We start from the raw sequence: 23,182 nt of genomic DNA on the forward strand, positions 1-23,182 counted from the left end.
GTCCTACGTGGGTGGGGGCGGGTCGCCTGGTCGGGTCTGCTGGACGGCCTGGTGCAGTGCGGCGATGAAGGCCGTGGTCGCCGGCGGATCCGGCGGATCGCCGTAGGTGGCCAGGTAGACGTGCCGCCGGAAGTCGCGCAGGACGCTGGCCTCGATGCCGGGCGCGTGGTGGGTGCGCAGTGCCAGCCCCGGCATGGTGGTCACGCCCATGCCCGCGGCGACCAGTGCCTGCTGGACGATGATGTCGTCGCTGGTGTACGCGATGGGCGGGACGAAGCCCGCCCTGTCGCAGGCCTCGAGGAACTCGCGGCGGCAGTTCTCGCAGCCCGCGATCCAGTCGGAGTCGCGGTTGCCCGCCAGTGTCTGGCCCGGTTCGAGGCTGAGCAGGTACATCGGGTCGTCGAACAGGTGCGTGGCGCGGATGTCGTCCGGAGTCGTGTCGTCGTAGCGGAAGACGACCGCGACGTCGACCTGCCCGGCCCGCAGCAGATCGAGTGCCACGCGCGGGTGGGACTCGACCAGCTGTAGTTCGACGCCGGGGTGCTCGCGGCGCAGGGTGCCCGCGGCGTGCGGCACCAGCGCGGCGAGCGCCGACTGGAAGCCGGCGACCCGGACACGGCCGGTGCGCAGGCCGACCATCGCGGACAGTTCCGCGGCGGCGGTGTCGACCCGGCCGACGATCTCGGTGGCGCGCCGGGCCAGGTGCTCGCCCTCCGGGGTGAGCCGGATGCCCCGGCCGACCCGCTGGACGAGCCTGGCCCCGGTCTCGGCCTCCAGCCTGGCCAGATGATGGCTGACGGCGGGCTGGGAGTAGTTCAGGTGCTTGGCGGCCTTGGTGACCGAGCCCTGCGAGGCGACCGCCGCGAGAACCCGTAACCGCAGGATATCCAGCATGCATAAAGGATACGCATGAGTTAGCCAACGTATTGTCATTAGACGAATGAGTCGGCGTGCGGAACGCTGAGGGGGACGAACCCGCTCCGCGAAGGAGGCCGCGGCCATGATCCGCTCTCTGGCGACACTCACCGATCTCGTCGCGGCCGTGCGCCAGGCGGTCGACGTGCGGACCGGCTGGACGGACACCGCGCAGCTGGTCGCCGATCAGCTCCGCGCGCACCTCCCCGGCCCCGAGATCCTGACGTCCGATCAGCGTCTCGGCCGGCCCGACCGGGTCGCGGGCCACCTGCTGCACGCCGAGCCCGACGGGGCGTTCTCCGTACTCGGCCTGGTCTGGCGCCCCGGGCAGACCACCCGGATCCACGACCACATCACCTGGTGCGTCGTGGGCGTGCTGTCGGGCACCGAGCACGAGGAACTGTTCGACGAAGCGCTCAACCCCATCGGCGCGCGGGACAACCCTCCCGGCGAGGTCGGCGGATTCGCGCCGCCCGGCGACATCCACCGCATTCGCAACGTCGGCGACGAGATCGCCATCAGCCTGCACATCTACGGCACCGACATCTCCCGCGTCGGGTCCAGCGCCCGCCGCTTCTACAACTGAGGGATTTCGAACCATGGACCAGCACGCCATCGACGAGGTACTGAACCGCCCGCTCAGCCAGGAACTGCTGGCCCGTGACCTGGCCAGGCTGGCCTTCGTCGCGCTGGACGGCACCCCGCGGGCGATCCCGATCGGCATCTTCTGGAACGGCACGGAGATCGTCATGTGCACCGCGACGAACGCGCGGAAACTCCCGGCGTTGCGCCGCAATCCCGCGGTCGCGCTGACGATCGACACCGAGTCGCACCCGCCGAAGGTCCTGCTCCTCCGCGGCCAGGCGGAGCTTGATGCCGTCGACGGCATCCCGGACGAGTACATGCGGTGGAACGGCACCTACGAGATGACGCCGGAGCAACGGGCCGAGTGGGAGGAAGGCGTGAAGTCGCTCTACGACGGCATGGTCCGGGTCGTGGTGAAGCCGACCTGGGCCAAGCTGATCGACTTCGAGACCACCCTGCCCACCGCCATCGAGGAGCTCATGCAGCGGCAGAAGGACCGCCGGCGCGCCTGAACACGCACCCGCGCCGCCGAACCCGGCGGCCGGCCCCGAAAGGAGATCACCATGGAGGACACAGATAGGCGGGGCCCCCGCCCTGGACGCGGGACGATCCAGCGGTTGGACAACATCGCCATCGTCGTCGACGACCTCACGGCCGCCAAGGCGTTCTTCGCCGAACTCGGCCTGGAGCTGGAAGGCGAGGCGACGGTCGAGGGCGGCGCGGTGGATCGCCTCGTCGATCTCGAAGGGGTCCGATCGGACATCGCGATGATGCGCACCCCGGACGGCCACGGACGGCTCGAGCTGACCAAGTACCACACGCCTCCGAGCCGGGACGGTGACCCGCGCGCGCCGACGAACACGCTGGGCATGCACCGCATCATGTTCGCCGTCGAGGACATCGACGACATCCTCGACCGCCTGCGGCCACACGGCGCCGAACTCATCGGCGAGCTGGTCCAGTACGAGGACAGCTACCGGCTCTGCTACCTCCGCGGGCCCGCGGGCATCATCGTCGCGCTGGCCGAGCAGATGAAGTGAGGGACGAGGGGCGGGCGCGTCAGGGGTTGAAGCGGTAGCCCATTCCCGGCTCGGTGAGCAGGTGGACCGGCCGCGCGGGGTCGGGTTCGAGTTTGCGGCGCAGCTGGGCCATGTACTGGCGCAGGTAATGGGTCTCCTTCACGTGCTCGCCCCACACCTCGTTGAGCATCTGCCGCTGACTGATCAACCGGCCGGGGTTGCGCAGCAGGAGCTCCAGCATGTGCCACTCGGTCGGCGTGAGCCGCACGCCGCCGGAGACGGTCTTGTCGACCAGGTCGATCGTGTGGTCGCCGATCTGGACGCGTGCCAGTTCGGCCTCCTGGACCGCGATCCTGCGGGTCACGGCGCGGATGCGCGCGAAGAGCTCCTCCACGTCGAACGGCTTGCTGACGTAGTCGTCCGCGCCGGCGTCCAGAGCGTCGATCTTGTCCTGGTTCCCGGCCCGCCCCGACAGGACGATGATCGGGACGGAGCTCCAGCCGCGCAGCCCGTGGATCACCTCCACCCCGTCGATGTCGGGGAGGCCGAGGTCGAGCAGTACGAGGTCGGGACGCCAGTCGGCCGCACCCCGCAGGGCGGAGGCCCCGTCGGGCGCCATGGCCACGTCGTAGTGCCGGGCCGCGAGGTTGATGCGGAGGGCCCGGCGGATCTGCGGTTCGTCGTCGACCACCAGGACGCGGATCATGCCCGGTCCTCGGCGGCGACGGCGTGCGCCCGTGACGAGATGGGCAGCGTGATCAGCATGGTGAGGCCTCCGCCCGGCGTCTCCTCCGGCACGAGGGTGCCGCCCATGGCCTCGGCCAGCCCTCTGGAGAGCGCGAGGCCCAGGCCGACGCCGGTGTGGTTGTCGCGGTCGCCCATGCGCTGGAACGGCATGAACACCTGGTCGCGCGCCTCGGGCGGTATGCCGGGGCCGCGGTCGATGACGCGGATCTCCACCTGGTCGCCGTGCCAGCTCGCGGTGACGAGCACCGGGGCGTCCGGCGGGCTGTAACGCACCGCGTTGGTCATGACGTTGACCAGGATGCGCTCCAGCAGCGCCGGGTCGGCGACCACCTCCGGCAGGTCGGGCGAGATATCCCCTTCGATGCGATCGGTGAGCGGGCCCAGGTCGTCGATCGAGCGCGGGACGATCTCTTCGATCGCCACCGGCTGCGCCGTGACGCCGAGGACCCCGGCCTGCAGGCGGCTCATGTCGAGCAGGTTGGCGACCAGCCGGTCGAGCCTCGCCAGCGACTCGTCCGCGGTCGCGAGCAGCTCGCGCCGGTCCTCCTCGCTCCACCGGATGGCGGTGTTGCGCAGGCTGTCCACGGCGGCCTTCGCGGAGGCGAGCGGCGTGCGCAGGTCGTGGCTGACCGCGGCGAGCAGGGCGGTGCGCATCTTGTCGGCCTCGGCCAGCGGCTTGGCCTGCTGGGCCTCCTCGCGCAGCCGCTCGTGGCGCAGCGCGATGGCGGCCTCGGCGGCGAAGGCCTCCAGCACGCGGCGGTCGGAGGCGTCCAGCAGGCGTCCCCGCACCGCGAGGACGAGGCTCTCGTCGATGGACACGTCGGTGTCCGCCCCGCCCGGGGACGTGCACGGCAGCCCGCCGGACGTGGCGACGATGCGCCACGCCTGCGGCTCCGAGTGGTCGTCCGGGCTCGGCTCGGCGGCCCGTTCCAGCAGCGTCACCGAGGTCAGGCCGAAGGTCTCGCGCAGCCGCGCCAGCAGCGACGCGAGGGCCGCGTCGCCGCGCAGGACGTGCCCGGCCAGGGTCGACAGCACCTCGGCGTCCGCGCCGGCGCGGGCGGCCTCCCTGGTCCTGCGCGCCGCCAGGTCCACCACGGCGCTCACCATCACGGCCACCAGCACGTAGACGAACAGCGCGAGCAGGTTCTCCGGCTCGGAGATGGTGAACCGGCTGACGGGCGGCGTGAAGTAGTAGTTCAGCAGCATGGATCCCGCCACGGCCGCGGTGACCGCGGGCCACATGCCGCCCACGAGGGCGACGCCCACCACCATCAGCAGGAAGAGCAGGATCTCGCTCGACAGCGCCAGGTCGTTTCTCAGCGGGACGAGCGCGGCGGTGAGCGCGGGCAGCGCCAGCAGCGCCATGGCCCAGCCGGCGACGCGCCGCCTGCGGGTGAGCGCGGCGCCCGAGCGGAAGCGCCGCGCGCCCTTCCCTGCCTCGTCGTGAGTGATCATGTGAACGTCGATGGACCCCGACCGCGCGGTCGTGGTGACCCCGACGCCCGGAGAGAAGAGCTGGGCGAACCGCCCGCGCCGGGAGGCGCCGAGCACGAGCTGGGTGGCGTTGACGCCCCGCGCGAAGTCCAGCAGGGCACGGGGCACGTCGTCTCCGACGACCTGGTGGTAGGTGCCGCCCATGCTCTCCACCAGCGAGCGCTGGCGGACCAGGTTGGCCGGGTCGGCGCCGCTCAGGCCGTCGGAACGGGTCGCGTGCACCGCCAGCAGGTCGGCTCCCTTGGTCCTGGCGGTGATGCGGGCCGCCCGGCGGATCAGCGTGTCGCCCTCGGGGCCGCCGGTCAGCGCGACCACGACCCGCTCGCGGGCCTCCCAGGTGCCGGCGATGCCGTGGTCGGCGCGGTAGCGGTCGAGCTGCTCGTCGACCTTGTTCGCCACCCACAGCAGCGCCAGCTCGCGCAGCGCGGTCAGGTTGCCGACCCTGAAGTAGTTGGACAGGGCCGCGTCGATCTTCTCCGGCGGGTAGACGTTGCCGTGCGCCATCCGGCGCCGCAGCGCCTCGGGGGCCATGTCGACGATCTCCACCTCCTGGGCCCGCCGCACCACCTCGTCCGGCACGGTCTCCCGCTGGGGGACTCCGGTGATCTGCCGCACGACGTCGTTCAGGGACTCCAGGTGCTGGATGTTGACGGTCGAGACGACGTCGATGCCGGCGTCCAGGAGTTCCTCGATGTCCTGCCAGCGTTTGGCGTTCTTCGAGCCCGGGACGTTGGTGTGCGCCAGCTCGTCGATGAGCGCCAGCCGCGGCGCGCGGGCGATGACGGCGCCGGTGTCCAGCTCGGTGAAGGTCGTCCCGCGGTAGACCATGGTCGTGCGCGGGACGACCTCCATGCCCTCCGTCAGCGCGGCGGTGCGAGGCCTGCCGTGGGTCTCGACGTAGCCGACGACCACGTCGGTCCCCCGCTCCATGCGCCGGCGTCCCTCGCAGAGCATCGCGAAGGTCTTGCCGACGCCGGGGGCGGCGCCCAGATAGATCCGCAGCCGTCCGCGGGAAGGGCTCACGAGATCACCCCTTGAGGTGGTCGAGGGCCAGGTTGAGCGTGAGGACGTTCACCCCTGGCTCGCCCATGAAGCCGAGTCCGCGCCCGGTGGTGTTCCGCTCGATGAGCGTCTTGACCTGGTCGAGCGGGAGGCCGCGTTCCCTGGCGACCCGGGGGGCCTGCAGGGCGGCGTAGGCCGGGGAGATGTCCGGGTCGAGGCCGGAGCCGCTCGCGGTGACCGCGTCCGCCGGCACCACGGCCCTCGCGGCGCCGCGGACCGCGACCGTGCGGCCGGCCGCGTAGTCCTCGCCGGGCTTGCCGCACTCGACCTTGACGCCCTGGTACTCGCCGATGAACGGCGCGGCAGGGCAGGCCTGGTTGACGCTGACCGCGCGGGTGGGCGTGCCGACGGCCGGGAAGACCTTCAGCACCGCGCCCACGCCGTCGGGGGTGCAGTACGGCCGCCCGCCGCTGACCCCTTCCAGCTCACCGGCGGCCCTGCTGCGGGCGCAGACCTGGGTGAGCAGGCTCTGCCTGCCGGTGTCGGGGTTGCCCTCGTCGTCCTTGGCGCCCGGCACCGGGAGGGTGTCCACGATGTCCTCGGGGCCGAGGTTGCTCGCGGCGGTCGAGGTGGGGTCGTAGCCGTCTCCGGCCGCCGAGGGGCGGGACTGGAAGTACTTCCTGACCGCGTTGCCGTCGGCGTCCGCGAAGCTCTGCCCGAGCAGGGCACTGCCCGCGTCCTTGCCGTCCTTCTGCACGATCGAGCCGTTGGCCTTGCCGTTGAACAGGGCCTGGGCGACTCCGGTGACCACGAGCGGGTAGATCGCCCCGGTCACCAGGGTGAGCACCAGCAGCGCGCGAAGCGCGGCGAGGTGCTGGCGGATCCAGCTTGGCAGGCGTTCCATTTATGACATCCCCGGGAGGAACTGGACGAGCAGGTCGATGATCTTGATGCCGACGAACGGGACGATGATCCCGCCCAGGCCGTAGATGTAGAGGTTGCGGCTGAGCAGCTTGGAGGCGCTGGAGGGCCGGTAACGCACCCCGCGCAGTGCCAGCGGGATCAGCGCCACGATGACGATCGCGTTGAAGACGACCGCCGACAGGATCGCCGACTGCGGGCTGGCCAGCCGCATGATGTTCAGCGTGTCCAGGCCCGGGTACACCGCGGCGAACATCGCGGGAATGATCGCGAAGTACTTGGCGATGTCGTTGGCGATGGAGAACGTGGTCAGCGCGCCGCGGGTGATCAGCAGCTGCTTGCCGATCTCGACGATCTCGATGAGCTTGGTGGGGTTGGAGTCGAGGTCGACCATGTTGCCGGCCTCTTTGGCGGCCGAGGTGCCGGTGTTCATCGCCACCCCGACGTCGGCCTGGGCGAGCGCGGGGGCGTCGTTGGTGCCGTCCCCGGTCATCGCGACGAGCCGGCCGCCCTCCTGCTCCCTCTTGATCAGTTCGAGTTTGTCCTCGGGGGTGGCCTCGGCCAGGAAGTCGTCCACCCCGGCCTCGTCGGCGATGGCCTTGGCGGTCAGCGGGTTGTCACCGGTGATCATCACGGTGCGGATGCCCATCCGGCGCATGTGGTCGAACCGCTCCCGCATGCCTTCCTTGACGACGTCCTTGAGGTGGATGACCCCGAGCACGCGCGCCCGGCCCCCGGTGACCTCGCCGACCACCAGCGGCGTGCCGCCGGAGGCCGAGATGCCGTCGACCAGGGGGCCGACCTCGTCCGTCGGGTGGCCGCCGTGGTCGCGCACCCACTTCATCACCGACGTCGCGGCGCCCTTGCGCACCTGGCGGCCGTCCACGTCCACCCCGGACATGCGGGTCTGGGCGGTGAAGGCGACCCATTCGGCGTGGGCCAGCTCCCCGGGCCCGCGCTCGCGGAGGGCGTAGGCCTGCTTGGCGTACACCACGATGGAGCGCCCCTCGGGGGTCTCGTCGGCGAGGCTCGCGAGCTGCGCCGCCTCCGCCAGCTCCCGCTCGGGGACGCCGGCGACGGGCACGAAGTCCGACGCCTGCCGGTTGCCCAGGGTGATGGTGCCCGTCTTGTCCAGCAGCAGGGTGTTGACGTCGCCGGCCGCCTCCACCGCGCGGCCGCTCATGGCCAGCACGTTGCGCTGCACGAGACGGTCCATGCCGGCGATGCCGATCGCCGACAGCAGGGCGCCGATGGTGGTGGGGATGAGGCAGACCAGCAGCGAGACCAGGACGATGCCGGTGACGCCGTCCCCGGTCAGGGCGAGCGAGTCCGGGACGCCGGGATTCTGGGCCTTGGAGAAGATGGCCAGCGGCTGCATGGTGGCGGTGGCGACCAGGAAGATGATCGTCAGCGCCGCCAGCAGGATGTTGAGGGCGATCTCATTGGGGGTCTTCTGCCGGTTCGCGCCCTCGACCAGCGCGATCATCCGGTCGATGAAGCTCTCGCCCGGCTTCTGGGTGATCTTGACGATGATCCGGTCCGACAGCACCTTGGTGCCGCCGGTGACGGCCGAGCGGTCGCCGCCGGACTCGCGGATCACCGGCGCCGACTCGCCGGTGATGGCCGACTCGTCGACGCTGGCGATGCCCTCGACCACGTCGCCGTCACCGGGGATGATCTCCCCGGCCTCCACGACCACGAAGTCGCCCTGCGCCAGTTCGGGGGCGCCGACGGTGTCGAAGGGGCCGGGCTCCTGCCCGGGCCGCCAGCCGGTGAGCCGGCGGGCCGTGGTGTCGCGCTTGGCGGCGCGCAGCGTCGCCGCCTGCGCCTTGCCCCGGCCCTCTGCCACCGCCTCGGCCAGGTTGGCGAAGATCGCCGTCAGCCACAGCCAGGCGACGATCGCCCAGGCGAAGAAGGAGGGGTCGGTGATCGCCAGGACGGTCGTGAACACCGCGCCGATCTCGACGATGAACATGACCGGGTTGCGCCACAGCGTGGCGGGGTTGAGCTTGCGCAGCGCCTCGGGCAGCGAGGTGATGAGCTGCCGGGGGTCGAGCAGGCCGCCGCCCACCTTGTCGTTCTGCGATGCGGGAGTGCGGGCGGGCGGTGCGGGGGCACGGCCCGGGGCGTGGGTCGAAGGGGTGGCCATTAGCTGATTCCTTCTGCGAGCGGCCCGAGCGCCAGGGCGGGGAGGAAGGTGAGCGCGACCAGAATGATCGTCACGCCGACGAGCATTCCGACGAACTGCGGCCGGTGCGTGGGCAGCGTGCCCGTCGAGGCCGGCACGGGCGCCTGCCTGGCCAGCGACCCGGCCAGGGCGATGACGAAGATGATCGGCAGGAAGCGGCCGAACGCCATGCACAGCCCGAGGACGGTGTCGTACCAGGGGGTGTTCACGGTGATGCCGGCGAACGCCGAGCCGTTGTTGTTGGAGGCGCTGGTGAACGCGTAGAGCACCTCGGACAGGCCGTGCGGGCCCGAGTTGAGCATGCTCGCCCGCTCGGTGGGCGACCCCATGGCGAGGGCCGTGCCGACGAGCACCAGCACCGGCGTGGTCAGGAAGTACATCGACGCGAGCTTGATCTCGCGGGCGCCGATCTTCTTGCCGAGGTACTCGGGCGTGCGGCCGACCATCAGCCCCGCGACGAAGACGGTGATCACGGCGAGCACGAGCATGCCGTACAGGCCGGCTCCCACGCCGCCGGGCGCGACCTCGCCCAGCATCATGTTCACCATGGTGATCATGCCGCCGAGAGCGGTGAAGGAGTCGTGGAAGGAGTTCACCGCGCCGGTCGAGGTCAGCGTCGTCGCCGCCGCGAAGGTCCCGGAGTTCGGCACGCCGAACCGGATCTCCTTGCCCTCCATCGCGGCGCCCACAGCCTGCGGGACGGTGCCGTTGTGCGCGATCTCCAGCCCGGTGAGCACGGCGATGCTCGCGAACGCCAGGATGCCCATGACGGCGGCGATCGCGTAGCCCTGCCGCCTGTCGCCGACCATCCGGCCGAATGTGCGCGGCAGCGCGAAGGGCAGGACGAGGATCGCGAAGATCTCGACCCAGTTCGTCCAGCTGGTGGCGTTCTCGAACGGGTGGGCGGAGTTGGCGTTGTAGAAGCCGCCGCCGTTGTTGCCCAGCTCCTTGATGATCTCCTGGCTCGCCACCGGCCCGCCGGTGATCTTCTGCGCGCCGCCGGCCAGCGTGGCCACCTCGTGCACGCCCGCGAAGTTCTGGATCAGCCCGCCGGCCACCAGCACCAGGGCGCCGACGAACGCGATCGGCAGCAGGACGCGCACCGTGCCGCGCACCAGGTCGACCCAGAAGTTGCCGAGGTCCTCGGTCCGCTTGCGGGCGAAGCCGCGCACCAGGGCGACCGCCACCGCGATGCCGACCGCCGCCGAGACGAAGTTCTGCACCGCCAGTCCGGCCATCTGCACCAGGTGGCCCATCGTGGACTCACCCGAGTACGCCTGCCAGTTGGTGTTGGTCACGAAGCTGACCGCGGTGTTCCAGGCGACGTGGCCGGGCACCCCGGGGAAGCCCAGGCTCAGGAAGAGCTTGTCCTGGAGTCGCTGGAAGCCGTACAGGAAGAGGATGGACACCGCCGAGAAGGCCAGCACGCTGCGGGCGTACACGCTCCAGCGCTGCTCGGCGTCCGGCCGCACGCCGATGAGGCGGTAGACCACCCGCTCGACGGCCAGGTGCCGCGTGCCGGTGAAGACGCGGTACATGTAGTCGCCCAGCGGCCGGTGCGTCAGCACCAGGGCGGCGAGAAGGGTTCCGATGAACAGGATGCCCGCGAAGGTCGATGACATCAGAAGCGCTCCGGGAAGAGCAGCGCGGCGACCATGAAGATCACCAGTGCGGCGGTGACCACCAGCCCGGTTGCGTTGACGGCGCTCACAGGCGCTCCACCGCCTTGACGACGAGCCCGAGGATCACGAAGATCGCGATCGTCAGGGCGACGAAGATGACGTCAGCCATCCCCACTCCCTCAGAATCCAGACGAACATGCTTGAGGCCGCCCGGAGCGGACGGCCACAGAGCTAGCAAAGCGCGGGATCTGAGGCTTATCGCCCTTCTTGACGGCTTCCATACGGGCCCGTCCGCATTATTGACGCGATCCCTACGAGGGCTTGCCTCAGCCGGCGCGGAGCCCGCCCCGTCGCCCGGCCCCGGAGCGGGCCGGCGTCAAGATGGCGCATGAATCCGCCCGTGAGCCGTATGGATCGCATATCGACCGCCCTGGCGACGGGAAGGCGCGCGCAAAGTGGAGGTGTCGAGTTCAGGAGAAGACATGACAGTGCGCCCCCTCGCCCTCAGCCGGCCTCCCGACGCCGGGCACGCCTGCGGCCGTGGCATGGAGCAGTTCCACCACCCGCGTCCGGTGTGCGCCGGCCGCGGAAGCGGCTCCGTCCCCACCCCGGAACGCCAGAGGCTGATGGCCGGCCTCACCGGACGCGTTCTCGAGATCGGGGCCGGCGACGGCGTCAAGCTCGGCTGCTACCCCTCCGGCGTCGAGGAGATCGTCCTCGTCGACCCCGACCCTTTCCTGCGCGCCACGGCGAAGGACGCCGCGGCCGGCGTCCCGGCTCGCGTGCGCATCCTCGACGGCGGTCCGGCGCGGCTGCCCGTCCCCGACGCCTCGTGTGACGCCGTCGTCTGCTCGCTGACCCTGTGCTGCGCGGACAGCGCGGAGGCGGCGCTCTTCGAGGTGAGACGGGTCCTGCGCCCGGAGGGGCGGCTGCGGTTCTACGAGCACCAGTGCTCGGGCCACCTGGCGATCATGATGACCGAGCGGTTGTTGACCCCTGTGTGGTCCCGCGTCGCGGGCGGCTGCCACCCGGCTAGGGACGTCCTCGCCGCCATCGGGTCGGCGGGGTTCACCATCGAGCGGCTGGACCGCTTCCACCTGTACCACGTGAGCCACGTCCTCGGCGTCGCGCGGCCCGAGTAGCGGGGGGCGGGGCGGCCCCGGCGCGGGCGCTGCCCAGAATGTGCCTCATGGCGGGGAGCCCGCGGTCGGGGCTGTAGACGACCTCGTCCAGCCGGTCGATCTGGAACCCGGCCCGGCGGATCGCCTCAGCAGTGTCCCGGTTGAGGTGGCAACCGCCGGCCATACGGCTCCAGAGGGGCGAGACGGCGTCCTGGACCAGCGCCCGCCACCACATGGCCGACCTGACGTGCTCGAAGAACCGCAGCTCGCCGCCGGGCTTGAGGACCCGCCGCAGTTCGGCCAGGCCGCGCCGCTGGTCGGGCACCGAGCACAGCACCAACGACACCACCGCCGCGTCGAAGCGGGCGTCCGGCGCCGGAAGCGCGTCCGCGTGCCCGGCCACGACCCGGATGGGGATCGGCGCCCGCCGGGCCGCGCTCTCCGCCAGGCCGCGCAGGATGTCCTCGGGCTCCACGGCCACCACTTCGGCCACCTCAGGCGGGTAATGGCCGAAGTTCATCCCGTTGCCGGCCCCCACCTCGACCACGCTGCCGGACAGGCCCGCGAGCAGGACCCTGCGGTGCCCCGCGGTGCCGCGCCGCTCGGACTCGGCGCTGGTGCGCTCGTACATCCGGGCGAAGCGCGGACGCTGGAAGCGTGACAGCTCATCCATCTGGACAGCCTTCCCGGCGGCCCGGCACCCGCCGGAATGCCCACTGTTGTCCCCAGTATCACCGGCTCGCGGGTGTCCCGGCCCTCCGTCGCCGCCGTGCCCGCGCGCGGCCATGGTTCAACTCCGATCAACATCGATCGGTAGCATGGCGGTCTCCGGCGAGGAGGAGCCATGACAGAGACCGCGGGACGGCCCGCGCCCGCCCAGCTGCCGTACGAGCGCCGCGCCCAGGTCGTCGAGCTGCTGCGCCGGCGCGGCGTCGTGCGCGCCAACGACCTGGCCGCCGAGCTGGACGTCTCGGTCATCACCATCCGCCGGGACATCGCGCTGCTGGCCTCCCGGGGGGTCGTCCGCCGCGTCCGCGGCGGAGCCGTCCTGTCCGGCGGGGCGCCGGCCGGCGACGGCGAGCGTGAACGGCACGCGGTCCCGGAGGCCACAGGCACGGCCGTGCGGCAGGTCACGGTCGGCGTGGTGGTGCCGTCGCTCACCTACTACTGGCCCGACGTGATCCGCGGCGTGCGCGAGGCCGCCACGCCCTCGTCGGCCCGGGTGGTGCTGCGCGGCGCCACCTACCAGGCCGAGGACGAGCGGCGGCAGCTGTCCTGGCTGGTGGAGTCGATGGAGGTGGACGGCCTGCTGGTCGCGCCCACCACCACAGGCGAGGAGGGCGAGGCGCTGGTCCGGTGGCTGCAGGCCGCCGACCTGCCGGTGGTGCTCCTCGAGCGCGCCGCGGCGGTGGGGCCCTACCGCGAGGCGATGGAGTCGGTGGTCAGCGACCACGCGCTCGGCGCCGCCATGGCCGTGCGGCATCTCGCCACGCTGGGCCACCGGCGGGTCGGCGTGCTCACCGCCGCGCAGAGCCCGACCACCCAGCACGTGCGGCGCGGGTGGCGGCAGGCGTGCGAAGAGCTCGGCCTCGCGCTGGAGGGCACCCCCGACGTGAGCCCGGCCGGCCACGGCGAGGCGACGCGGGCCGCCGTGCTCGACGGCGTGCTCGACGCGTGCCTCGCCTCGGGGACGACCGCCATGCTGGTCCACTCCGACCCCGAGGCGATGTCCCTGGTGGAACGCTGCCAGGTGCGCGGCGTCCGGGTGCCCGGCGATCTCAGCCTGGTGGCCTACGACGACGAGGTCGCCGAGCTGTGCGACCCGCCGCTCACGGCGGTCCGCCCGCCCAAGGCGGCCGTCGGCCGGGCGGCCTTCGAGCTGCTCGCGGCGCGCCTGGCCGATCGGGACGCGCAGCGCCCGGCCCACCGTGTGGTCATCGCGCCCCGTCTCATGGTGCGCTCGTCCTCCTCGGCGCCGCGCTGACCGCGCCGCCGGAGGCGTCCACGACGTCGGCCGTCCCGTCGGGCCAGCGCACCCGCGCGGACGCCGGGCCGTCCCATGAGATGTCCGGCCACCCGGCCGGCTCTCCCCCGCCCAGGTAGACCAGCGCGTGGTACCACCTGTCCGGCCGCGCGGCCGAGGGCGTGGCGCACCACGGTACGAGCGTCCGCTCGGCGAGCGGGGATGCGTCCTCGGCCGAGACGACCCCGGTCGCCTCCAGCCCCGGCCCGCCGAGCACGCGCGAGCACAACACCGCGTCGCTCGCCGTGACCGTCCCGTCGGGGGACGGCTCCGGCGCGGGCAGCGGCCACCCGCCGACGCGCAGCGGGCCCTGCCACGGCGCCCCGCCCGGATCCGAGATCCGCACGAGGCGCGCCTCCCAGGGGCCGCGCAGCACCGAGACCACCTGGATCCACGGTCCGAGGCGCACGCGTCCTGAACGCCCGTGTCCGTGGTCCGCGCCTTCGCTCTCAGGGGTGACCCAGTGGGCCCGCCAGCGCGACGACCCGGCCAGCGCCCCCGAAGGGAGGCGATGGGCGGGCAGCGTCTCGAAGCCCGTGCGGTGGCTGGGCGCCCCGTCCGCGTCGAGGAGCACCACCGACTGGTCGACCGGGTGCGCCGCGTGCTCACCGGCGATGAGCGGCGCGGTGGCGGTCGAGTACCCGAGGCGCGCGTACAGCGGCGAGTCGGTCAGGTGCGATCCGGGGAGGGAATGGTCGGTGCCGTGGTTGACCACGCGCACCACGCCGTCGGCCCGCGTCCCGCTGACCAGCCATCCGGGCGCGGGAAGGAGGAGATGGTAGTCGCCCGACTCCACCGGCAGCGGCTCCTCGACGGCCGTCCAGACCGGGTGGTCCTCGGGGAGGGTGAGCCCGAACAGCCCTTTCGCCGCCCAGTACGGGGAGCCGGGCCCGGAGTAGGACTGGGCGATCGGCCGCCAGGGCCGGTGCCAGCCCAGGGTCAGCACGCCGTCGTCGTCCGGCGCTCCGCGGTCGGTGAAGTGGCGGGCGATGCCGGAGGCCGCGCGGCGCAGCAGCCCTGGCGAGGGGGTCGTCAGCCCGGCGCGGGCGCCGGCCCAGAACTGCGCGGCGGCGGCGAACCGGTAGGTGAGGCTGCGTCCCTGGACGAGCGGCGAGCCGTCGGCGCCGACGAGGTGGAGCGCGTCGCCCAGATAGCTTTCGAGCCGGCGCAGGTACACGGGCCGCCGGGAGTCCGCCCGCGGATCGCCCGCCGCCATCTCGGTCCACAGCAGCGGGTAGAACTGCAGCGCCCACCCGGCGTAGTGGTCGTAGGAGCGTTCGGCGCCGTCGGCGTACCAGCCGTTCTCCCGCGCGAAGCCGTCGGACAGCTCAAGCCCCGCGTCGATGTCCTCCTCCGAGCGGGGACCGCCCACCGAGGCCAGGAACTGCTCCACGACGATCTGGAACCAGACCCAGTTGATCGGCGGGTATTCCGAGCCGATCGCGGGAGCGAGGTAGTCGACGACCTGCTCGCGCACGACCGGGTCCAGGCGGTCCCACAGCCATGGCCTGGTCAGGTGGAGCACCATGGCGATGGACGCGGCCTCGACCTTCGCCTGGCCGTGCTCGTCCAGCCGCACCCAGCGCTCGGGCGAACGGGGATCGGTGCCCGCGGCGAGTCCTTGCGCGTACCACTCCATCAGACCCAGCGGATCGCGCCCGCGCTCGCCCGCCACCCGGAATCCGGCGGCCAGGAAGGTGCGCGCGAAGCCTTCCAGCCCGTCGACGTCCGCCCCGTAGCCGCCCGGCGGGCCGGGGAAGGAGACGCGCGCGTGGGCGGGCGAGGCGTACCGCCGCGCCACCAGCAGGAGGTGGTCGGCGAGCGCCGCCCAGTGGTTCCTGGTCCACCCGGTATGGGGCGACAGCTCCCAGTCGTCGAACTCCCGCCAACTGATCATGGACACTCCCGGATGCAGGTCGCACGCATATCGATCACATTCGATCAGAAATCACGACTTCTTGCACTTAACACACCGTTGACATGAATGACATGACCGGACATGATCGGCGCACTGGCAAGCGCTTTCCGCCGAAGGGATCTCGCGCGTGACGCACCGACGACGCCCGCAGGCCCTGCTGGTCATGGACCCCGCCCACTTCCGGGTGCAGTTCCAGGAGGCGCAGTTGCGGCGGCTGCGCGACCTCGCCGAGCTCGGCGAGCCCGCCACGACGGCCGACCTGGACGCGGCCCGCGTGCGGCGCCGGCTGCGCGAGGTCGAGGTGCTCGTGACCTCGTGGGGCTGCCCGCCGCTGACGCCCGCGCGGCTCGCCGACGCCCCCGGGCTGCGGGCCGTCTTCCACTGCGCGGGCACGGTGCGCTCGTTCGTCACCGACGAGGTCTTCCGCCGCGGGATCCTGGTGACCAACGCCGCCCACGAGAACGCGATCCCGGTGGCCGAGTTCACCCTCGCCGCCGTCATCTTCGCCGGGAAGAAGGCGCCGTTCCTCGCCCAGGACGCGCGCCTGCACCGCGACGACTGGTCCTACGCGACCCGCCGCGGAGAGCTGTCCAACCGCGGGCGCACCGTCGGCGTCGTCGGCTTCTCCCGGGTGGGGCGCCGCGTCGTGGAACGGCTGCGCCACCTGGAGATCGACATCCTGGTGTCCGACCCGTACGCCGCGCCCGCCGACGTGCGCGCGGCCGGCGCCCGGCCGGTGGGCCTGGCCGAACTGCTGCGCGGCTGCGACGTGCTCACGCTGCACGTCCCGGCGCTGCCGTCCACCCGCCACCTCATCGGAGCCCGGGAGCTGTCCCTGCTGCGCGACGGGGCCACGGTGATCAACACCGCCCGCGGCGCCGTCCTGGACACCGCCGCCCTGGAACGCGAGTGCGCGGCGGGCCGGCTGGACGCGATCCTCGACGTCACCGAGCCGGAGCCGCTGCCGTCCGGCTCGGTGCTGTACGACCTGCCCAACGTCATGATCACCCCGCACGTCGCCGGGTCGCTCGGAGCCGAGACCCGGCGGATGAGCGAGAGCGCGCTCGATGAGCTTGACCGCTATCTGGCCGGCCGGCCGCCCCGCGCCGCCGTGACCCCCGCCGAGTTGGCCACAGGCGCCTGAGCCCGCACCGGCCAGGATGAGAGGAGACCGGAACGATGAGCACAGCGAACACCACAGCAGGCCCCGGCACGCGACGCCGCCTCGCGTGGTGCGTGGCGGCCGCGGCCGCCGTCTCCCTCCTGGCGGCCGCGTGCGGCTCGGGCGAACGGGCGGACGGCGGTGGCGGGCCGGTCACCCTGACGGTCGCGGCCTGGAGCCTCGCGAAGACGCCCGAGTTCGGCGCGCTCTTCGACGCGTTCGAGAAGGCCAACCCCGGCATCAAGGTCAAACCGGTGGACATAGCCGCCGACGACTATCCCGCGAAGGTGAACACCATGCTCGCCGGTGGCGACCGGACCGACGTGGTCACGATGAAGACCCTCACGGACTACTCGCGCTACGCCGGCCGCGGGCAGCTCCTCGACCTCACCGACCTGGTCAAGTCGGCGGGCGGCGCCGAACTCGCGGGCCTCCCGGCCTACGACGTGCGCGGCACCTACTTCGCCCTGCCGTACCGCCAGGACTTCTGGCTGCTCTACTACAACAAGAAGCTCTTCAAAGACGCGGGCATCACCGATCTCGACGGGCTGACCTGGGAGAAGTACGCCACGCTCGCGCAGCGGCTCACGAAGGGCGAGGGGACCGGGAAGGTCTACGGGACCTACCACCACACCTGGCGGTCGGTCGTCCAGGCCATCGCCGCGGCGCAGACGGGCGGCGACCAGCTCGGCGGCGACTACGGGTTCTTCGCCGACCAGTACAAGACGGCCCTGTCGCTGCAGAAGGCGGGCGCGGCTCTCGACTTCGGCACCGCCACCTCGCAGCACTCCGACTACCGCGTCATGTTCGAGACCGGCAAGGCGGCGATGATGCCCATGGGCACCTGGTACATCTCCGGCCTCCTGACGGCCAAGAAGAAGGGCACCACGAACGTCGACTGGGGCCTCGCGCCGATGCCGCAGCGTCCGGGGGCCACCGACGTGACCACCTTCGGCGCGCCCACGGCCTTCGCCGTCAACAAGAGGGCGGAGCACGCGGACGCCGCCAGGAAGTTCGTGGCGTTCGCCGCGAGCAAGGCCGGCGCCGAGGCCATCACCAAGGTCGGCGTCGTGCCGGCACTGAAGACGCCGGAGATCACCGACGCGTACTTCTCGCTCGACGGCATGCCGTCCGACGAGCTGTCCAAGAAGGCGTTCGCCCCCGGCAAGGTCGTCCTGGAGATGCCGGTCAGCGACAAGACCGCCGACGTCGACACCATCCTCAACGAGGAGCACGAGCTCATCATGGTCGGCGACAAGTCGGCGGAGGAGGGCATCCGCACGATGAACGACCGGGTCAAGAACGAAGTCCTGAACTGAAGTCATGACCCACTCGACGACGCGGCCCGCCCCCGTGGCGCGGCACGACCCGCCCACGCCGGTGCGGGACCGGCGCCGGACCTGGCGGAACACCCTGGTCGGCTGGAGCTTCATCCTGCCGAACTTCGTCGGCTTCGCCGCGTTCACGCTGGTGCCGGTGCTGGCGGCGCTCGCGCTGGCCTTCATGGACTGGGACTCCTACGGCGCGCCGCAGTGGGCGGGGCTCGCGAACTTCGAGCAGCTGCTCCGCGACCAGAACGTGCGCGTCGCCCTGGTCAACACCCTGTACTACGCCGCGGGCCACATCCCGCTGACGCTGGTCGCGGCGCTGGCGCTGGCCCTGGCGCTCAACGGGAGGATCCGCGGGGCGCGGTTCTTCCGCACGGCGGCGTTCCTGCCCTACATCACCTCGCTGGTCGCCGTCGCCGCCGTGTGGAACATGCTGTTCAACCCGGCGGCGGGGCCGATCAACCAGGTGCTCATGGCGCTGGGCGTCGACGAGCCGCCCCGGTGGGTCGCCAGCACCGGCTGGGCCATGCCCGCCGTGATCGTCACCAGCGTGTGGCGGGACATGGGCTACTACATGGTGCTCTACCTGGCCGGCCTGCAGACGATCCCGGCGGAGTACCACGAGGCCGCCAAGGTCGACGGGGCGAACGCCTGGCAGCGCTTCTGGAGCATCACGCTGCCCTGCCTGCGGCCCACGACGTTCCTCGTCCTGGTCATGCTGACGATCCAGAGCTTCAAGGTGCTCGACCTCATCGTGGTGATGACCGACGGCGGTCCCGGGCGCAGCACGCTGGTGCTGTCGCAGCTGGTGTACAGGGAGGGGATCGTCGAAGGCCACTTCGGCTACTCCTCGGCGATCGCGCTGGTGCTCTTCGTGATCGTGCTCACCGTGACGGTCGTCCAGTTCCGGTTCAACGAGCGGAGGCGGCTCCGATGACCACGACGCACGGCCTTCCCCCGGCGACGGCCGCCCCGCCCCCGCCCGCGGCGCCCGCCGCGCGGCACCGCGGCGGGCGCCGCTCGCTGCGCAGGGTGCCGGCCTACGCGTCCCTGACCGTCGTGGCTCTGCTGGTGCTCGTGCCGTTCGGCTGGATGGTGTCGGCGTCGCTGAAACGCGACAACGAGGTCTTCACCATCCCGGTCGAGTGGATCCCGAGGGAGCTGCGCTGGTCGAACTTCGTCGACATCTGGGAGCGCATCCCGATGCTGACCTACCTCGGCAACTCGGCCCTGCTGTCGGTCGCCGTCACCTTCCTGCAGGTGCTCACCGGCAGCTTCGCCGCCTATGGGTTCGCCAAGGTGCGCTTCCCGGGCCGCGACGCGCTCTTCCTCGCCTACATCGCCACCATCGCCGTGCCGTGGCAGGCCTACATGGTGCCGCAGTACATCATGATGCAGAGGGCCGAGCTGACCGACACCTACTGGTCGATCATCCTGCTCCAGGCGTTCGGCGCGTTCGGCGTCTTCCTCATGCGCCAGTACTACATGTCGATCCCCGACGAGCTGTGCGAGGCCGCGCGCATCGACGGCCTGAGCGAGTACGGCATCTACCTGCGCGTCGTGCTGCCGCTGTCCAAGCCCGCGCTCGCCAGCCTGGCCCTGCTCACGCTCGTCACCACCTGGAACGACTACATGGGGCCGTTCATCTACCTGACGAGCAACGAGCTGTGGACCGTCCAGCTCGGCCTGCGATCGTTCATCGGCCAGTACGAGGCCGAGTACGCGATGATCATGACGGGCGCGGTGCTCTCGGTGCTGCCCATCCTGGTGATCTTCCTGTTCGGCCAGCGGTACTTCATCCGCGGCATCGCCACGACCGGCCTGAAGGGGTGAGCGCGATGCGTAACCCGCTCAGGCCCGCCCCGCAGGCCGCGTACGAGAGGCTGTTCGCCTCCGTGTACGCGTGCCTGATGACGAACGTCCTGGTCACCGTCGCCTGCGCGCCGCTGCTGGCCGCGCTCGCGGTCGTGCGCGATCCGGCGTCGTCCTGGCCGTTCTTCGCCGTCCTGTCGCTGGTGTGCGCACCGGCGCTGGCCGGGGCGTTCGGCTGCTTCGCCGCGCTGGGCGAGGGGTCCGCGGGCGTCTTCCGCACGTTCTGGCGCGCCTACCGCCGGGCCGCCGTCCGGACGCTGGCCGCGTGGGCGACCGGCCTCGCGGCCGCGGGCGTGCTGGCCGTGGACGCCGTCGTCGTCGCGCGGACGGCGTGGGGACCGGTGCTCGTCCCCTTCTTCGTGACCGCCGCCGTCCTGGTCGCGGCCGTCGTCGCCGCCGTGCTCGTGCTGGCCGCCGAGCCGCCGCCCGGCCGGTTCGCCCGGCCGCGCGAGGCGGTCCCGCCGTGCCTGTACCTGGTGGCGCGGCGCTGGTACCTCGCGGTCCCCGCCGTCGCCGTGTTCGGCCTGGCCGGGGCCGCCGTCCTGGTCAGGCCGGTCGTCGGCGCCCTCGTGCTGTGCTCGCCCCTGCTGTACGCCGGATGGGCGACCATGCGGTTCGTGGTGGCCCCCCTGCTGCCCGCCGGCCGGGTGCCGGCCTGATGGGCGGCGCCCGGCTGCTGACCGCGGGGGTGTGCAGTGTCACCTACCGGCCGCTGCCGGCCGACCGCGTCATCGCGCTCGCGGCGCGGGCCGGGCTCGACCACATCGAGTGGGGCCAAGACGCCCACATCCCGCTCGGCGACGTGGCGGAGGCGCTCCGCGTGGCCGAGGCGACCAGGGCCGCCGGCCTGTCGGTGTCGGCCTTCGGCTCGTACTACCGGGCGGGCGCCATCGCCGACCCGGGCGAGGACCGCCGCGTGTGGCGCGACGTGCTGGCCGCGGCCCGCGCCCTGGACGCACCGCGCATCCGGGTGTGGGCGGGCGGCCGGGGATCGGCGGAGGCGAGCCCGGCGGAGCGCCGCAGGACGCTTTCCGCGCTGAGACGCTGCGTCGACACCGCCGGCGACATCGCCGTCGCGACCGAATACCACGCGGACACCCTCACCGACGACTCCGGCTCGGCGCGGGCGATGCTCGACGAGGTTCCCGGGCTGCGCACGTACTGGCAGCCGCCGAACGGGATGCCCGACGACGAGGCGCTGACGGGGCTGCGCGCCGTGCTCGACCGTGTGGACGCGGTGCACGTGTTCAGCTGGTGGCCGACGCCCCGCGAGCGATGGCCGCTGGACCACCGGGCGGCGCTGTGGCGCGAGGTCGTGCGCCTGCTCGCCTCGACGGGCAGGCGCGTGGCCGCCTCGATCGAGTTCGTCCCCGGCGACGACCCGGGGATGCTGGCGGGGGAGGCGGCGAGCCTGCGCCGCCACCTGACGGCGGCCGACCGGCGGCAGGACGTCCGGGGAGTGCCAGAATCCTGAGGAGTCCCAGGAGGATGTGCGCCACGCGGGCGGGCTGTGAGAAGGATGGTGGTCAGGGTGGGCGACGATGACGTTCTGGGGCGGCTGCGGGACATCTGCGGGTCCTTGCCGGAGGTGGCCGAGAAGCCGTTCGGAGGGCACACGGCGCCGGCGTTCCGGGTGCGCGACAAGCTCTTCGTGATGACCAGCGAGGACGGCGATTCCATGACGTTCAAGGCGGGGCCGGGGGTGCAGGAGGCCCTGGTCGCCTCGGATCCCGGGCGTTTCTTCGTCCCGCCGTACGTGGGGGCCAAGGGCTGGGTGGGGGCGCGGCTCGACGTCGAGCAGGACTGGGACGAGATCGCCGGGCTGGTCGAGGACAGCTACCGGCTGATCGCGCCGAAGCGGCTCGCCGCGCTGCTCGACCGCCCGGCGTGAGCGACGGCGTCCGCCGCCGCCGCGAGGTGGGACGGGCCACGGGCGGGCGGCAGGCGCCCGGCCCCCATGCCTCCCGGACGCGCCAGGCCTCCCCTGGCCGTCCGGATCGCCCGCCGCCGGTCCCGGCGGCCCAGCCGCCGCGCCAGGCCGCCTCGCCGGTCAGGGCCGGTGGCGGGCCGCGGCCAGGAGGTACGCCTCGCGCAGGCCGTCGGCCAGTGTCCGCGAGTCGTGCGCCGTGGCGGCGGTCGCGGCCAGCGCCGCCCACGTGGCGCGCACCGGCGCGTCCTCCAGGCTCCGCAGCAGCTCGACGAACTCGGGCACGGTGCGGGCGTGCAGGTAGGCGTCCTTCAGCCAGTCGCGGTAGCAGGGGAGGTCCGGCACCACCACCGGCAGGGCGGCGGTCGCGGCCTCGAGCGTGGCCAGCCCGAAGGTCTCGTGCTTGGACGGCAGGAAGAACACGTCGGCCGCGGCGCAGTACGCGAACACCTCGTCCCTCGGGACCAGACCGGTGAAGGTCACGTTGTCCGGGGCGGTCTCCCGCAGGCGGGTCAGATCGTGCCGGGCGTCGGACAGCATGCCGAACTGCATCCCGCCCACCCACACGAACCGCAGATGCGGCAGGGCCCGGGCGCAGGAGACGAATTCCTCCACGCCCTTTCTCGGCTGCACCTGGCCGACGCCGAGGACGACCAGGTGGTCGCCCCACCCGAACCCGCGGCGCAGCTCGGCGCGGCGGCCGGCCAGCGAGCGGATGCGCTCCTCGTCGATGGCGTTGCTCATCAGCATGACCGGCCGGCGCACGCCCAGGTCGGTCAGCTCGGCGGTCGTCGCCTTGCTCACCGACAGCACGAGCGTGGCCAGGTCGAAGACTCCCCGCATATAGCGGTTGACCAGCCCGCGGATCAGGTGGGCGCCCTTGATGCTGCCGATGAGCGTTTCCGGCGTGACGTGGGCGCTGATCAGCTTCGGGCCGCGGTGGGCCATCATCCGCAGCGCCGCCAGCGGGCCCATCGTGTGCACATGGAGGACCACGTCTTTGCGGTAGGCCCGCAATCCGGATACCCGCCGGAAATCCGGCATTCGCTTTATCGCACGGAGGCTTTCCTCGAAGACGCTGTGCACGCCGTGCCCTCGTACGGTGAAAGCCGACTCCGACACGACGCTCACCGGCACGGGCTCCGCCGCACGCCGGGACCCATGCGGGGAGCTTTCTGAAGGCGAATCCGACACCTGCTCCAGCGGGAGGAGCATCCCCGGACCCATTTCACGGCGCTGACGAATACGGCGAATGTTCTTACCGATCACGGCCACGCGCTCATGCTAGGACAAAGGCCATGAAAAAGCTATGGACAATTAAATGACGAACAATTCATA

General features: G+C 72.0%; 22 protein-coding genes. 12 read left to right on the top strand and 10 right to left on the bottom strand.

The window, feature by feature from the left end; genetic code table 11:
- Window positions 1-3: 3 nt before the first annotated feature.
- On the bottom strand, window positions 4-894 hold the full coding sequence (locus ACFO60_RS07970) for a LysR family transcriptional regulator (RefSeq protein WP_380838712.1): 891 nt from the start codon (window positions 892-894) through the stop codon (window positions 4-6).
- Between the two features lie 106 nt (window positions 895-1,000).
- Here ACFO60_RS07970 and ACFO60_RS07975 point away from each other — a divergent pair, with 106 nt between their 5' ends.
- Genes ACFO60_RS07975 through ACFO60_RS07985 form a run of 3 tightly spaced genes read left to right on the top strand, consistent with a single transcriptional unit; the run spans window position 1,001 to window position 2,540 of the window.
- Complete coding sequence (locus ACFO60_RS07975) at window positions 1,001-1,501, top strand: cysteine dioxygenase family protein (RefSeq protein WP_380838713.1); 501 nt, start codon at window positions 1,001-1,003, stop codon at window positions 1,499-1,501.
- Window positions 1,502-1,514: 13 nt separating this feature from the next.
- Window positions 1,515-2,012, top strand: a complete 498-nt coding sequence (locus ACFO60_RS07980; protein WP_380838715.1) for a pyridoxamine 5'-phosphate oxidase family protein — start codon at window positions 1,515-1,517, stop codon at window positions 2,010-2,012.
- Window positions 2,013-2,063: 51 nt separating this feature from the next.
- Window positions 2,064-2,540, top strand: coding sequence for a VOC family protein (locus ACFO60_RS07985; protein WP_380838716.1), 477 nt, complete (start codon window positions 2,064-2,066; stop codon window positions 2,538-2,540).
- A 19-nt stretch (window positions 2,541-2,559) separates the two neighbouring features.
- Here the strand turns inward: ACFO60_RS07985 and ACFO60_RS07990 are convergent, their stop codons facing one another.
- Genes ACFO60_RS07990 through kdpF form a run of 6 tightly spaced genes read right to left on the bottom strand, consistent with a single transcriptional unit; the run spans window position 2,560 to window position 10,582 of the window.
- Window positions 2,560-3,225: a response regulator gene (locus ACFO60_RS07990; protein ID WP_380838717.1), complete on the bottom strand. Its 666-nt coding sequence runs from the start codon at window positions 3,223-3,225 to the stop codon at window positions 2,560-2,562.
- On the bottom strand, window positions 3,222-5,783 hold the full coding sequence (locus ACFO60_RS07995; RefSeq protein ID WP_380838719.1) for a DUF4118 domain-containing protein: 2,562 nt from the start codon (window positions 5,781-5,783) through the stop codon (window positions 3,222-3,224). Before ACFO60_RS07995 ends, ACFO60_RS07990 begins: the two co-directional genes overlap by 4 nt.
- A 4-nt stretch (window positions 5,784-5,787) precedes the next feature.
- Window positions 5,788-6,666, bottom strand: a complete 879-nt coding sequence (locus ACFO60_RS08000) for a potassium-transporting ATPase subunit C (protein WP_380838721.1) — start codon at window positions 6,664-6,666, stop codon at window positions 5,788-5,790.
- On the bottom strand, window positions 6,667-8,832 hold the full coding sequence (gene kdpB / locus ACFO60_RS08005) for a potassium-transporting ATPase subunit KdpB (protein ID WP_380838723.1): 2,166 nt from the start codon (window positions 8,830-8,832) through the stop codon (window positions 6,667-6,669). It lies immediately after the preceding gene.
- Window positions 8,832-10,493 carry a potassium-transporting ATPase subunit KdpA gene (gene kdpA / locus ACFO60_RS08010; RefSeq protein WP_380838724.1) on the bottom strand — a complete coding sequence of 554 codons (1,662 nt, stop codon included), beginning with the start codon at window positions 10,491-10,493 and terminating at the stop codon, window positions 8,832-8,834. The genes kdpB and kdpA overlap by 1 nt, the downstream gene beginning before the upstream one ends.
- A complete protein-coding gene (gene kdpF, locus ACFO60_RS08015; RefSeq protein ID WP_380838726.1) occupies window positions 10,493-10,582 on the bottom strand; it encodes a K(+)-transporting ATPase subunit F in 90 nt (29 codons plus the stop codon). Before kdpF ends, kdpA begins: the two co-directional genes overlap by 1 nt.
- A gap of 393 nt (window positions 10,583-10,975) precedes the next feature.
- On the opposite strand from kdpF, the gene ACFO60_RS08020 reads away from it, so the two are divergent.
- Complete coding sequence (locus ACFO60_RS08020; protein ID WP_380838728.1) at window positions 10,976-11,635, top strand: class I SAM-dependent methyltransferase; 660 nt, start codon at window positions 10,976-10,978, stop codon at window positions 11,633-11,635.
- On the opposite strand, the gene ACFO60_RS08025 is transcribed toward ACFO60_RS08020, so the two are convergent.
- A complete protein-coding gene (locus ACFO60_RS08025) occupies window positions 11,562-12,287 on the bottom strand; it encodes a class I SAM-dependent methyltransferase (RefSeq protein WP_380838730.1) in 726 nt (241 codons plus the stop codon). The two genes, ACFO60_RS08020 and ACFO60_RS08025, sit on opposite strands and share 74 nt — an antisense overlap.
- 171 nt (window positions 12,288-12,458) lie before the next feature.
- Here ACFO60_RS08025 and ACFO60_RS08030 point away from each other — a divergent pair, with 171 nt between their 5' ends.
- Window positions 12,459-13,598 (top strand): substrate-binding domain-containing protein, encoded by a 1,140-nt coding sequence (locus tag ACFO60_RS08030; RefSeq protein ID WP_380838731.1) that lies wholly within the window; start codon window positions 12,459-12,461, stop codon window positions 13,596-13,598.
- Here ACFO60_RS08030 and ACFO60_RS08035 read toward each other — a convergent pair.
- The gene (locus ACFO60_RS08035) at window positions 13,564-15,534 is read right to left on the bottom strand and encodes a DUF2264 domain-containing protein (protein ID WP_380838733.1); all 1,971 of its coding nucleotides are present in this window, start codon (window positions 15,532-15,534) and stop codon (window positions 13,564-13,566) included. The two genes, ACFO60_RS08030 and ACFO60_RS08035, sit on opposite strands and share 35 nt — an antisense overlap.
- Before the next feature lie 148 nt (window positions 15,535-15,682).
- Here ACFO60_RS08035 and ACFO60_RS08040 point away from each other — a divergent pair, with 148 nt between their 5' ends.
- Genes ACFO60_RS08040 through ACFO60_RS08070 form a run of 7 tightly spaced genes read left to right on the top strand, consistent with a single transcriptional unit; the run spans window position 15,683 to window position 21,808 of the window.
- Window positions 15,683-16,699 (top strand): hydroxyacid dehydrogenase, encoded by a 1,017-nt coding sequence (locus ACFO60_RS08040; RefSeq protein ID WP_380838734.1) that lies wholly within the window; start codon window positions 15,683-15,685, stop codon window positions 16,697-16,699.
- 35 nt (window positions 16,700-16,734) lie between these two features.
- Window positions 16,735-18,036, top strand: a complete 1,302-nt coding sequence (locus tag ACFO60_RS08045; RefSeq protein ID WP_380838736.1) for an ABC transporter substrate-binding protein — start codon at window positions 16,735-16,737, stop codon at window positions 18,034-18,036.
- Window positions 18,037-18,040: 4 nt separating this feature from the next.
- On the top strand, window positions 18,041-18,982 hold the full coding sequence (locus ACFO60_RS08050) for a carbohydrate ABC transporter permease (protein ID WP_380838738.1): 942 nt from the start codon (window positions 18,041-18,043) through the stop codon (window positions 18,980-18,982).
- Window positions 18,979-19,878 carry a carbohydrate ABC transporter permease gene (locus tag ACFO60_RS08055; RefSeq protein ID WP_380838740.1) on the top strand — a complete coding sequence of 300 codons (900 nt, stop codon included), beginning with the start codon at window positions 18,979-18,981 and terminating at the stop codon, window positions 19,876-19,878. Before ACFO60_RS08050 ends, ACFO60_RS08055 begins: the two co-directional genes overlap by 4 nt.
- Before the next feature lie 5 nt (window positions 19,879-19,883).
- Entirely contained in the window at window positions 19,884-20,576 is a 693-nt protein-coding gene (locus tag ACFO60_RS08060; RefSeq protein ID WP_380838742.1) for a hypothetical protein, read from the top strand.
- Entirely contained in the window at window positions 20,576-21,391 is an 816-nt protein-coding gene (locus ACFO60_RS08065) for a sugar phosphate isomerase/epimerase family protein (protein WP_380838744.1), read from the top strand. Before ACFO60_RS08060 ends, ACFO60_RS08065 begins: the two co-directional genes overlap by 1 nt.
- A gap of 57 nt (window positions 21,392-21,448) precedes the next feature.
- Complete coding sequence (locus ACFO60_RS08070) at window positions 21,449-21,808, top strand: MmcQ/YjbR family DNA-binding protein (RefSeq protein ID WP_380838746.1); 360 nt, start codon at window positions 21,449-21,451, stop codon at window positions 21,806-21,808.
- A 159-nt stretch (window positions 21,809-21,967) separates the two neighbouring features.
- Here ACFO60_RS08070 and ACFO60_RS08075 read toward each other — a convergent pair whose 3' ends face one another.
- On the bottom strand, window positions 21,968-23,071 hold the full coding sequence (locus tag ACFO60_RS08075; RefSeq protein WP_380838747.1) for a glycosyltransferase: 1,104 nt from the start codon (window positions 23,069-23,071) through the stop codon (window positions 21,968-21,970).
- Window positions 23,072-23,182: the final 111 nt, after the last annotated feature.

Origin of the sequence: Sphaerisporangium dianthi, from assembly GCF_042654065.1 — a bacterium.
Classification (GTDB): Bacteria; Actinomycetota; Actinomycetes; order Streptosporangiales; family Streptosporangiaceae; genus Sphaerisporangium; species Sphaerisporangium dianthi.